Raw genomic sequence first — 12,838 nt, 5'->3', positions numbered from 1 at the left:
GCGTCGTCACGCATCCTTGTGCCCGTAAAACGTAATCGAACCACAAGTGCAACCGGCTTTACGGGCAAAGGCGTGTTAGTGTTCGCCTTGCCGGTCATTAATCGGCATAGGCACTTCGCAAAAGTCGCGCCAGATTTTAGACACAGAGGAAATTAGTACTGATAAAAAATAAGTTATTGATTAGTGGGAAATTTTTATTGTTATTAGCGCCAAGGCTAAAATTGCGAGAGGACGAGACATGTAGCAAGACTGATTGAAAAGAAACAGAAGCATTTTTTCTTGTTGTTAAATAAGCAGAGATGGTTGATTTAATGTTATGCCCGGTATTGCTTTTTACATCAGGGAAATAAAAAACGGGCCGCATGCGACCCGTTTCTAGTAGCTAGCAAAAGCGGCTTTACTTAACCCGCATATTTAATAGAGCAACCGTATGGCGCAGTGCTTGGGTTAGGGATTTTCTTACCGGCGGCCAGAGCTTCCAGCGCTTCTTTCACGTAGGGAGTTGCCTTTGAAATATCGGCAGGATCGGCGGTTTTAATACTGTCGATGCCACCTTTATATACCAACACCCCCTCGGGATTGATAACAAACATATGAGGTGTAGTTTTGGCGTTGTACAGCTTTCCGATAGTACCGTCTGCATCCAAAATAGTATTGGTCGGTGCTGCGCCGCGCTTTTCATTCAAGCTAATTGCAGTTGCACCATCAACATTACCCTGCTTGCCGGGTGCAGAAGAAATCACTTGCAACCAAACAACATCCTTACCAGTTGCATCTTTCTGCAGGCTCGGGATGTTACTGCTTTTATCATAATGTTTAACAACATAAGGGCAATCGTGGTTGGTCCACTCCAGCACAACCGTTTTGCCTTTTAAATCGGCGAGATTAATGGTTGAACCATCAGCCGCTTTACCAGAAAAAGTGGGCGCGGCTTTATCGATAATCGGTTCAGCCATTACATGCGAACTAACAAAGGCAAGTGCAAGACTTGCGGCGGCGATTTTTAAGAATGACATAAAAGACTCCTATCAAAGTTATTAAGGTTAGAGATTAAATTGACAACGGACTGTGTTTTTTATGGCAATTACTCCTTTAGCAAGTTAATGAGATGATGAATCAGTCACCGCCGAAATAACCATGTCCGGCGTAAGAATTTGCGGCAGCTCTGCCGGTTGGTCTGACTTCCCTGCTGGATAGAACACATAGAGCGGTACACCACTGCGATTAAATTTTTGCAGGAATTGGGTAATTGCCAGATCGCGATTGGTCCAATCGCCTTTTAAATAGGTAATGCCTTCTTGCATGAAGGTTTCCTTTACTCTGGCATCACTCAGCGCGACACGTTCATTCACCAAACAACTAATGCACCAGGATGCAGTGAAATTCAGGAACACTGGTTTTCCCTCGCGCAATAATTCATTCAAGCGCGCTTCGCTATAGGGTTCCCAATTTTGCTCTGCTGATTTTTCCGAGCCCTTTTTTGTTGCATTTACAACACTGGCAGTGCTGGAATTGATACCCGCATAACTTATTCCCAAAGTGAGCAAGAGCAATGCCAATGCAAACACAGTTCCTGCATTGCGCGCGCGCGTGCTGGATAACAAGGTGGTGTTATACAACCAGGCTGCAAAAGCGATCAACAACATGCCGCCCAATGCAATCACAATTGAATTAACTCCTGCCTGCTGTACCAATACCCACACCAACCAAATAGCAGCGGCATACATTGGAAAAGCCAATACTTGTTTGGCACGCTCCATCCACATACCGGGGCGCGGCAACCAGCGCTGTAAGCGAGGCCAACAGGTGAGCAATAAATACGGCAGCGCCAAACCCAAACCGAGGCTTAAAAAAATTGCCAACAATTTTGCTGCAGGCTGCGCAAGTGCATAACCTAGTGCCGCCGCCATAAAAGGTGCCGTACAAGGTGTTGCAACAATAGTGGCAAGCACGCCGGTAAAAAAACTGCCGCTATAACCGGGCTTTTCGGTAAGCGACGAGCCAACACCCGCCACTGAACCACCAACATAAAATACGCCGGATAAACTCAACCCCACCGCAAACATTAAATAGGCAACGGCTAAAACAAATAGCGGCGATTGAAATTGGAAACCCCAACCAATTTGTGCACCACCGGCTTTCAGTACAATCAGCAGCAGCGCCAGCAACGCAAAGCTCGCCAACACACCCAGGGTATAGACAACGCCGTGGGCGCGAATTTGCGCTGCACCTTGGTTGCTGTGGCTTACCAGTGATAAGGCTTTAATCGATAACACCGGAAACACGCAGGGCATAAGATTTAAAATAATGCCGCCGATCAGCGCGAGAAATAGCGCCGTGAAAAAACCAAGAGCAGTATCGGACGTGTTGTTGCTTGCAAGTTGCAACACACTATCCACTTCAAATCCGCGCGTGATTTTTTGTGTTGTAACCTCACCTGACTGCTCGGTAATCACTAAAACGCCGGTTACTGCATCACCAATCTTCAGCGGTGCTTCACCGGTTTTAATACGCAACTCAATTCCGCCATCAACCGGTTTGCGCAACTGCTCACTGCTTTGTTGGATACGCCCCCAGTCATAGGGATAAAACCAGATGTCCTTTACCTGCGCGAGTTGCGCCTCCGACAAAGGAATATGCAGAGTTAATTCACCTTGGGCAGTTGCAGGATCGATTTCAGTTTGTGTTGCGCGGATTTCCCAAGGGCTGGCGACCGGCAAGCGCGCCAAGGCATCATCGATACGCGGATCGCCAACACCAGCTGATTCGCCGACTGCAACAATCGGTAAACTTAACGCCAACTCAACCGTCTGCGGAATGCATTCTTCTTCACACACCAACCAATCAACCAATGCCTGCGCGGTAAATTGTTCACTGGGTTGTGCATCGGCGGGAATTTTTATTTTGGTCAGCAGGGTGACATCATTTTCATAGGCGTAATTGGTAATGGGGCCCATCGAAAAACGGCTGGGTGCGGGCCAGATAATATCGCTCGCTGTCGCGCCTTCTGGCAACGTCCATTCAATAGTGGTGGCATTACCTGAATCACCAGGATTGGTCCAATAGGTATGCCAATGGGGAATAATTTTTTGGTTAACACCCAGATAAATTTCCATACCGGGCTGCACACCAGCCACTGATGCGATGAGCTGAGCTTCCACTTGGGGTGTTGCTGCGCGATCAGAAATCGACAATGCATTTGGGGAAAATAAAAAAGTTACCAGCGCACTCAACCAGAGCGCTCTTACACAAAGCACATTGGCGGTTAAATATCGCTTCCCTCTCTGTAACAGATTGATCATTCATCACCGCAATAAAAGCAAGAGTTAATAAAGTAACAGCAGCGACTAGCTACCCCGCTACTGCTGATGGGATTAATGAACCGGTATGTGACTCATAACATAACGCTAAAGTTTCTCAGTTGCGGATCACTTTACCTTTCTTTAACTAAGAAGTGCACATAACCTTACGAAAGATATGGGCATTCTCGATAAAAAACGCCGACTGAAATTTGCTTATATTTAAACAATCCGAGAACCTGAATTGCTTTTAATGCAACAAAGAACATCCACCAAAAAGCTCATTTTTGAACACTAACAATAATCATTTGTTCAAAAAATGAAAAAACAAAATAATTATTAATGGATTAATTTGTAAAAAAATAATCCATTATTTTCGAGAAAAATTACGGGGCACGCTGCCGCTTTTACTTATACCAATTTGTTCGTCGCTTAAAACAAAGTGTTTTGAAACAAGCAGATTATTTTTCAAAAAAACTCTGGCATAGATCTGGCTTTAGCGGTGTTACACAGGATTTTTCACAGAACACGTGAAACACATGGATGTACCTGACACTAAAAAAACACCGGACATTAATCTGTAGATCTACCACTCCAAAGGAAACACTATGAAATTGATAAGAAAACGCGCTGCGCTGTTCGCAGCAACCGTCTTGCTCACTTCTGCCAGCTGGGCAAAAGACGTTACCCTGTTAAATGTGTCCTATGACCCGACCCGCGAGCTCTATCGCGAATTCAATACCTCCTTTGCCAAACACTGGAAAGCCAAAACCGGGGACGATGTCAAAGTGGAACAATCTCACGGCGGTTCTGGCAGCCAGGCGCGCGCGGTATTGGATGGATTAAAAGCTGATGTAGTGACACTGGCTCTCGCTGGCGATATAGATCCGCTCGCCAAAGGCCAATTGCTCGCAGACAACTGGGCATCACTTCTTCCGAACAACAGTGCACCCTATACATCGACTATCGTGTTTTTGGTGCGCAAGGGAAATCCAAAATCGATTAAGGATTGGAACGATTTGGTCAAGAGCGGTGTGGAAGTGATTACTCCCAACCCTAAAACCTCAGGAGGTGCGCGCTGGAATTATTTGGCTGCTTGGTCCTACGCCAAAAAACACGAAGGCACTGATACCGCCGCACAAGAGTTTGTGAAAAAGCAGTACAAAAATGTTCCCGTTCTCGATTCAGGTGCGCGTGGCTCAACCACCACCTTCGTACAGCGCGGAATTGGTGATGTACTGCTAGCCTGGGAAAATGAAGCGCACCTGGCGATACAGGAAGCAGGGACTGACGATATCGAAATTGTTTATCCTTCTTATTCAATCCTCGCTGAACCACCCGTTGCAGTAGTGACTAAAAACGCAACCGCTAAAGGCACCACAGGTGTTGCAGAAGCGTACTTGAATTATCTCTACACCAAAGAGGGCCAAACAATCGCCGCGAAAAATTTCTACCGCCCACGCGATCCACAAGTTGCCAAGGAATTTGCGAAAAACTTCCCTACCATTGAATTTGCAACCATCAGTGACTTTGGCGGCTGGAGCAAGGCGCAACCCGAACACTTTGGCGACGGCGGCATTTTCGACAAAATTTATGCAAAACCCTGATGATTAAACCGGTATAAAAAGCAACCAAAAACAACACTCGCCGCGCGCGAGTGTTGTTTTTTGAGCAGAAAAAAATGAATTTGCTGAATTCCAAGCAGATAAGTGTTGGCAAATAAACTTTCCGCATAAGGCTTATAAACTTCGTTATAAGCTAATAAAAAATCAGTATTTTTCGTTTTAAAACATCAACCCTATGATTGCGCCGACTTCAGGAAAAAGTACCTGTACCCCCACCTGAATAACGCATTGATTAATTCCTGTGAGGTTAGTTATGGGAACCCATCGTCCAGAGATAGAAAGCACCACCGACGAAGTGCTGGCTGAAATCAAACGCCAGCTAGCGCATATCCGTTACGGCTCAGTGGAGATCCAGATTCACAACGGCCATATAGTGCAATTGGAAAGCAGAGAAAAAAAACGTTGGGACAAAGGCGTCAACGCCAGATAAGTCGCTGCGGTTAAAAAGTAGTACGCCTTGTTTTAATAACACTGAATATTGATTTACATAACCTAAATAAAACACTGACCGGACCACCGGAGGTGATATGTCTTTTTTTGGAGATTAGCATGTCATTAGCACGTACCCGGTCAGTTACTGGCTCACAACACACCAAAAATTCTTTCACCCGCACCGCACTGGGTGCCGCCGTAGGCGTGGCACTTTCTGCCAATGCATTGGCTGGTTTCCCTACCCTTTACGGCAAATTGCAATTGACCGCAGGCCAATACGATTTTGAAAAAATTGCGTTCGCACCCACCGCTGCCGGTGCTACTACCTATCGCCATATTGGCGCAACCGATGTCACAACCGAACTGGACAGCTTCACCGTTGAAAGTATTGGCTCACGCCTGGGCGTACAAGGCGATTTTGATGCGGCCGCCGGTGTGAATGTGTTCTACCGCGTTGAATACGGCGTGGATGCAGACAACGGTACCAACAGCAATGGCCGCGAATTGGTACAGCGCAATATTTTTGGTGGCCTGCGCGGCGAATGGGGCGCGCTGCTCGCCGGTAAAAACGATACGCCGCTGCGCTCACTCGCTGGCCGCAACGGCACCATCGTGAAAAATGGTTATGTTCCTGCAGTACAACGTACCGACATTGACCGTTTTAACGAAGCGCCACTGGCGGATATTGGTACTTACCTGGTGGGCGAAAACCGCGTCGATAACGTTATCCAATACACCTCGCCCATCCTGCTTGGCGGTTTGGAAATTAACCTGGCCGCAGTCCAAGGCGAGGAGACCGGTGTATCACAGGGCGCAACCAACCAACAGGACGACAACAATTTCGCCTCCGGCCAATCTGTGTCTGTCGGCTACGGCAAGACTGGCTGGTTCATTGGTGCTGCCTATGAAAGCAATGTGGTTAACAGCGATACATTGCGCGCAATTGGCGAAGTCACTTTTGGCCCGATCAAATTGGGCGCTATCTACCAAACTGCGGAACGCCATGAAGACTACGACACCCTTGGCGGCTTCGGTACCTTCGTTAACGCTACGCCCACCACCGTGGGCGCACAAAATGGTTTAAACCCACTCTCTGAATGGGATGGCGCTGCAGGCACCGCCTACCAAGAGCAAGATGGTTATGTATTAAATGGTGTGTGGAAAATTGCCGGCCCATGGTCAGCCAAATTCCAATACGCCAACAGCACCTCAACTCCCAGTAATGAAACCTATGGCGACGTCGACCTTGATGCATTGGCAGTCGGTCTGGATTACGCACTAAACGATGCAACCCGCTTATTCAGTTACTACGCCGAAGTAGAAACCCAGGGCGACGCGGCAATCAGCACCAAAGCCACTACCGACAATGTATTAACTGTCGGACTGGATTTCCGTTTCTAAATTTGATCACCACACTTTTGGATGCCTCCCAAAAAACTTGACGGCTATAGCCATCAATTCGACGTTATAAGCTAATAAATAATCAGTCTTTTTAGTTTTAACAACAGTTGAATATGATGGCGACACCAAGCAGGACTTTTTGTAAATACTTAACAATAGGCCTGAAAAATATTTAGCAATAGAGATGTCGTTATGGAAACTTACCGCACCGGGCAGGCAGCTATTCCAGAAGATGTATTGGAAGAGATCAAGCAACAACTGGCACTCATTCAATTCGGCTCATTGGAAATACAAATTCACAATGGCCAGGTAGTGCAGATTGAACGCCGCGAAAAAAGACGCTGGGAAAAAGGTGTAAGCACCAAGTAGTCAGCAAAGTTTTAAGTAAAAATTAACAACAAACAATCAAAAACGCCACTGACCGGACCACCGGAGGTGATATGTGAATTTTTGGAGATTAGCATGTCATTTCAAACACCCCGGTCGGTTGTGCGATCACTCGTTGCAAGAAAATTTTTTCAGCGCAATGCATTAACCGCTGCTGTAGGTATTGCACTGTCAGCCAATGCATTCGCCGGTTTTCCAACGCTCTACGGGAAAATCCATTTAACTGCCAATCAATATGATTTGGAAAAAATTAATTTCGACCCTACCGCTGCAGGCGCCACTACCTATAAACATGTTGGTGCAACCGGTGTAACAACAGAATTAGATACATTTGCATTGGAAAGCACAGGTTCACGCTTGGGGATTCAAGGCGATTTTGATGCGTCATCCAGCGTAACTGTGTTCTACCGTTTGGAATACGGTGTGGATGTAGACAACGGCACCAACAGCAATGGCCGCGAATTAAGCCAGCGTAATATTTTTGGTGGTCTGCGCGGCGATTGGGGTTCAATCCTTGTGGGTAAAAATGATACCCCATTAAAAACCCTGCAAACCAACACGGTACTGCGCACGGATGTTGATCGTTTCAACGATTCACCATTAGGCGATATAGGGACTTATATCGTCGGAGAAAACCGCCCGGACAATGTTATCCAATACACCTCACCTATTTGGTTTGGCGGATTGGAAGTAAACCTCGCGGCAATTCAAGCGGAAGAAACTGGTGTTCCGGTCAGTGCAACCAACCAGCAAGACGACAATGATTTTGCTTCGGGTAAATCAGTCTCAGTGACTTACGGTAAAGCCAAGTGGTTTGTTGGTGTTGGTTATGACAACAACGTTGTGACCACTGATGCGCTACGCGCAGTAGGTGAAGTTACACTCGGTGCGGTAAAACTCGGCGCAATTTACCAAACCGCTGAGCGCCACGAAGATGTTGATAGCCTCGGTGGCTTATCCACTTTTGTTGGCACTAACGGCACCACCCTCGGTGCGCAAAACGGTTTAAACCCACTCTCTGAATGGGACGGCGCCTCCGGCAACGCATTTAAAGAACAAGACGGTTATGTATTGAATGCGCAATGGAAAATTGCCGGTCCATGGCTCGCCAAAATTCAATACGCGAGTTCAACCACCACTCCAACCAACGCGCTTTATGCCGATGCTGAATTGGAGGGTATTGCCGTCGGTTTGGATTACAACTTCAACGCAGGCACCCGTGTATTTGGTTATTTCGCCAGTGTAGAAGTAGATGGTGATGACAAGATCAGCACCAAAGCCACAACGGATAGCACAGCAGCGCTGGGTTTTGATTTCCGCTTTTAAAACGAATTTAATTCTTGAGAGAGATATATTATGAAATTAATTATTAAATCCGCTGCGTTCATCGCCGCCAGTCTGATTGCAGGCAGTGTGTTTGCAAAAGATATTACCCTGTTAAACGTTTCTTACGACCCAACCCGCGAACTCTATCGTGATTTCAATGCTGCCTTTGCAAAGCACTGGAAAGAAAAAACCGGTGACAACGTAAGTGTGGATCAATCACATGGTGGTTCAGGTGCACAGTCGCGCGCGGTAATCGATGGCTTGCGCGCTGATGTGGTAACACTTGCCCTTGCAGGCGATATCGATCCTATCGCCAGTATTGGCAATCTGTTGCCGAAAGACTGGGTGACCAAGCTGCCGCAAAATAGCGCTCCTTATACATCGACCATTGTATTTTTAGTCCGCAAAGGCAATCCAAAAAATATTAAAGATTGGGATGATTTGACCAAAAAAGGCGTTGAAGTGATTACCCCTAATCCAAAAACGTCTGGCGGCGCACGCTGGAACTACCTGGCTGCCTGGGCATTCGCCAAAAAACAAGGTAAGGACGATGCAGGTGCACAAGAATTTGTGCGCGCATTGTTTAAAAATGTTCCCGTGCTGGATACCGGTGCGCGCGGATCGACTACTACTTTCGTACAACGCGGCATTGGTGACATTTTAATTACCTGGGAAAACGAAGCGTTTTTGGCAGTTAACGAACTAGGCGCAGATGAAGTTGAAATTGTGGTGCCTAGCCTGTCAATTTTGGCTGAACCTTCTGTTGCAGTGGTCGATGAAAATGCAAAAGCCAACGGCAACTATGAAGTAGCTAAAGCCTACCTTGAATATCTCTACACCAAAGAAGGCCAAAACATCGCGGCAAAACATTATTACCGCCCACGCGATGCACAGGTTGCCGAAGCCCACGCAAAAACATTTCCAAAATTGGAGCTGGTGACAATCGACGATTTTGGTGGCTGGTCTAAAGCACAACCGTTCCACTTTGGCGACGGCGGTATTTTTGATCAGATTTATCAATAATTATTTTTAAATCCCTCCCCGACCCTCCGGCTACGCGCCCCGCTTAAAGGGAGGGAGATTGACTCCCCTCCGCTTATATCCTAGGAGAGTAGCTCCTCCCCTTTGAAAAAGGGGAGGCCGGGAGGGGATTAAAAATCATCAGTTTCCTGACCACAGGTACTCAAAGAGAGTTGTAAATGAGTGAGATAGCTTCTGCGGTGTTCGACACATCATCGCCCGTCCCAAAACCCAAAAAACCTTGGGTGAAAAAATCGGTGCTACCCGGTTTTGGTTTATCCATCGGCCTCGCCGCACTCTACGCCAGTTTAATTGTATTTATTCCACTGGCAGGCCTGGTACTTAAATCCCTTGAACTGAGTTGGCCGGAATTATGGGCGGTCGTCAGTAATCCCCGTGCAGTTGCCAGTTACCAATTAACCTTTGGTGCATCGCTTGCGGCCGCTAGTATTAATTTGGTTTTCGGTTTAATCGTCGCCTGGGTGTTAGTGCGTTACGATTTTTTTGGCAAACGCGTGATCGATGCATTGGTAGATTTACCCTTTGCTTTGCCCACTGCCGTAGCCGGTATTGCACTCACCGCGCTTTACACCACCAAAGGTTGGGTTGGCCAATGGTTTTGGTTGGCCGATATCAAAGTCGCCTATACCTGGCTGGGTGTAACGGTTGCGCTCACGTTTATCGGATTGCCGTTTGTCGTGCGCACTGTGCAACCCGTACTTGCTGATCTGGAAGCAGAAGTGGAAGAGGCCGCTGCGAGTTTGGGCGCATCGCGCTGGCAAACATGTAGCCGCGTGTTATTGCCTGCACTCTTGCCTTCACTATTAACCGGATTTGCCTTGGCATTTGCGCGCGCGATTGGCGAATACGGCTCTGTGGTATTTATCAGCGGCAATATGCCCTACAAAACTGAAATCACACCGCTGTTGATTATGACCAAACTCGAACAATTTGATTACGCCGGTGCCGCTGCACTCGGTACGGTCATGTTGATATTTTCCTTCGTGTTATTACTGCTCATTAACTTGCTCCAGCATTGGAGCCATAAGCGCACAGGAGGTTAATCATGGCCGGTGCTGTTTCATCACTGAATTCACGCAAAACTGGCGCTGCACATGCAGCCACCAGTGAAGCAACCTGGGTGCGCGTAGTGTTAATTAGCATTGCACTAACCTTTCTTGCCCTGTTTTTATTTTTACCTTTGGTGATTGTGTTTACCGAAGCCTTTGCCAAAGGGGCGCAGGTATATTTTGCCGCAATTACTGAACCTGCGGCTGCACATGCGATAAAACTGACATTGATTGCAGCCGCGATTGCGGTGCCTTGCAATGTGATTTTTGGTTTAGCTGCAGCCTGGGCTATCGCCAAATTTGATTTCCGCGGCAAACAATTTGTGATCACGCTGATTGATTTACCTTTTGCAGTATCGCCTGTTATTGCCGGTTTGATTTATATGTTGCTGTTTGGTCGCCAGGGATTTTTTGGCCCCTGGTTGGGCGATCACGATATTCAAATTATGTTTGCCGTACCGGGCATAGTGCTCGCCACTGTGTTTATTACCTTTCCATTTGTAGCGCGGGAATTAATCCCACTGATGCAAGAGCAAGGTAAGGAGCAAGAAGAAGCGGCGATTACCCTGGGTGCCAGCGGTTGGAAAATGTTTTGGCGCGTGACCTTGCCATCAGTTAAGTGGGCGCTGCTATACGGCATGATTTTGTGTAATGCGCGTGCGATGGGCGAGTTTGGCGCGGTGAGTGTGGTCTCGGGAAAAATCCGCGAGCAAACCAATACCCTGCCGCTACACATTGAAATTCTGTACAACGAATATCAATTTGCCGCCGCGTTTGCCGTTGCATCGCTGCTGGCCTTATTGGCATTAGTGACACTGGTATTAAAAAGTTTGCTGGAGTGGAAAGCCGCCCGCGAACATGAACTGGCCGTGCGTGCGGCAAGTGCACAGTAATTAACTAATTTGCGAGAACAACCGTATGAGCATCCAAGTCCGCAATCTGCATAAAACCTTTGGCAATTTTACTGCCTTGAATAATGTGTCACTGGATTTCCCCACCGGTGAATTAGTCGCCCTGCTCGGCCCATCGGGCTGTGGTAAAACTACCCTGTTGCGTATTATCGCCGGGTTGGAAAACCCCGATGCAGGCAGTGTGCACTTCCACGGTGAAGATGCCACTAATGTGCATGTGCGTGAACGCAATGTGGGTTTTGTATTTCAACACTATGCATTGTTCCGCCACATGACGGTATTCGACAACGTTGCATTTGGTTTGACGGTGCGCCCGAAAGAGACGCGCCCCACCAACGAATCCATTAAAAAACGTGTGCATGAATTATTGGAGCTGGTGCAACTGGATTGGTTGGCGGATCGTTATCCACATCAACTGTCCGGTGGCCAACGCCAACGTATTGCCTTGGCACGCGCGCTGGCAGTTGAACCAAAAGTATTATTGCTCGATGAACCTTTCGGTGCACTCGACGCTAAAGTACGTAAAGACTTGCGCCGCTGGTTACGCCGCTTGCACGATGAACTGCACATCACCTCCATCTTTGTAACCCACGATCAGGAAGAGGCAATGGAAGTGGCCGATAAAATCGTGGTATTAAACAAAGGCAACATCGAACAAATAGGTTCACCGGATGATATTTACAACAATCCCGCCAGCCCATTTGTGTACGATTTTATTGGCCAGGTGAATTTATTCCACAGCCGTGTCGATAACGGTTGGGCTCATATTGGCGATTACAAATTGCCCGCACCGGAACACAACAGTGTGCAGGACCAGGCCGCTATCGCTTATGTGCGCCCGCACGACATTGAATTGAGTGAAGTCGATAGCGAAGGAGCCATCGCGGCGCGTGTTGCCCATGTCAGCACAGCAGGCTCGGTATTGCGCATTGAACTCTTACATCAACTCAGCAAAGATGCACTGCATGTGGAATTGCCGCGTGCGCAGGAGCGCAATTTGAATTTGTCGGTAGGTGCGTCGGTGTACGCTAAACCCACCAATTCAAAAATATTTTTGCAAAAATAAATCTTTAAACGACAAAACATCGTGGTGGGAAGTTCCCACCACGAATTCTTATTCTGCAATGCTGCCCTCTTCCCCCCACAAAATTCATCATCCAAACGAACACTCACAAACCGCTTTTTCAACAACATCACAAATCCATTATACCACTGCTTAATTAGCGATTAATTTGCGCAAAAACCTTCACTGGTTAATATTTTTTAAGCATGTTTTTATTTGTAAATTGGTTATAAGTTTATAGATTTAAATTCCTTATTAAGGTCAGGCATTAACGACTAGAATGCGCTTATTAATACGCAATTTC

11 protein-coding genes are annotated in these 12,838 nt (G+C 47.2%); 9 read left to right on the top strand and 2 right to left on the bottom strand.

Annotated features, from left to right (window positions below; all coding sequences use genetic code 11):
* Positions 1 to 401: 401 nt before the first annotated feature.
* Positions 402 to 1,016 (bottom strand): redoxin domain-containing protein, encoded by a 615-nt coding sequence (locus tag B4E62_RS01640; RefSeq protein WP_310072073.1) that lies wholly within the window; start codon positions 1,014 to 1,016, stop codon positions 402 to 404.
* 84 nt (positions 1,017 to 1,100) lie between these two features.
* Positions 1,101 to 3,302 (bottom strand): protein-disulfide reductase DsbD family protein, encoded by a 2,202-nt coding sequence (locus B4E62_RS01635; protein ID WP_331350799.1) that lies wholly within the window; start codon positions 3,300 to 3,302, stop codon positions 1,101 to 1,103.
* A 605-nt stretch (positions 3,303 to 3,907) separates the two neighbouring features.
* Here B4E62_RS01635 and B4E62_RS01630 point away from each other — a divergent pair.
* From B4E62_RS01630 to B4E62_RS01590, 9 genes are all read left to right on the top strand, one after another.
* Positions 3,908 to 4,906, top strand: a complete 999-nt coding sequence (locus B4E62_RS01630; RefSeq protein ID WP_331350798.1) for a sulfate ABC transporter substrate-binding protein — start codon at positions 3,908 to 3,910, stop codon at positions 4,904 to 4,906.
* A gap of 271 nt (positions 4,907 to 5,177) precedes the next feature.
* Positions 5,178 to 5,354, top strand: a complete 177-nt coding sequence (locus B4E62_RS01625; RefSeq protein ID WP_310072066.1) for a YezD family protein — start codon at positions 5,178 to 5,180, stop codon at positions 5,352 to 5,354.
* A gap of 119 nt (positions 5,355 to 5,473) precedes the next feature.
* Complete coding sequence (locus B4E62_RS01620) at positions 5,474 to 6,757, top strand: porin (RefSeq protein ID WP_331350797.1); 1,284 nt, start codon at positions 5,474 to 5,476, stop codon at positions 6,755 to 6,757.
* 192 nt (positions 6,758 to 6,949) lie between these two features.
* On the top strand, positions 6,950 to 7,126 hold the full coding sequence (locus tag B4E62_RS01615) for a YezD family protein (protein WP_310072063.1): 177 nt from the start codon (positions 6,950 to 6,952) through the stop codon (positions 7,124 to 7,126).
* 93 nt (positions 7,127 to 7,219) lie between these two features.
* Positions 7,220 to 8,470 carry a porin gene (locus B4E62_RS01610; RefSeq protein WP_331350796.1) on the top strand — a complete coding sequence of 417 codons (1,251 nt, stop codon included), beginning with the start codon at positions 7,220 to 7,222 and terminating at the stop codon, positions 8,468 to 8,470.
* Between the two features lie 30 nt (positions 8,471 to 8,500).
* Entirely contained in the window at positions 8,501 to 9,493 is a 993-nt protein-coding gene (locus B4E62_RS01605) for a sulfate ABC transporter substrate-binding protein (protein WP_310072058.1), read from the top strand.
* A 176-nt stretch (positions 9,494 to 9,669) separates the two neighbouring features.
* The gene (gene cysT, locus B4E62_RS01600) at positions 9,670 to 10,554 is read left to right on the top strand and encodes a sulfate ABC transporter permease subunit CysT (RefSeq protein WP_331350795.1); all 885 of its coding nucleotides are present in this window, start codon (positions 9,670 to 9,672) and stop codon (positions 10,552 to 10,554) included.
* Between the two features lie 2 nt (positions 10,555 to 10,556).
* A complete protein-coding gene (cysW, locus tag B4E62_RS01595) occupies positions 10,557 to 11,453 on the top strand; it encodes a sulfate ABC transporter permease subunit CysW (RefSeq protein ID WP_331350794.1) in 897 nt (298 codons plus the stop codon).
* Between the two features lie 25 nt (positions 11,454 to 11,478).
* Complete coding sequence (locus tag B4E62_RS01590; protein ID WP_331350793.1) at positions 11,479 to 12,537, top strand: sulfate ABC transporter ATP-binding protein; 1,059 nt, start codon at positions 11,479 to 11,481, stop codon at positions 12,535 to 12,537.
* The last annotated feature ends 301 nt before the right edge of the window (positions 12,538 to 12,838 follow it).

Source organism: Cellvibrio sp. UBA7671 (assembly GCA_002483145.1).
GTDB classification, from domain to species: Bacteria; Pseudomonadota; Gammaproteobacteria; order Pseudomonadales; family Cellvibrionaceae; genus Cellvibrio; species Cellvibrio fibrivorans.
The sequence above is the reverse complement of the archived record's forward strand: the minus strand, read 5'-3'. Positions and strand labels throughout refer to the sequence as shown.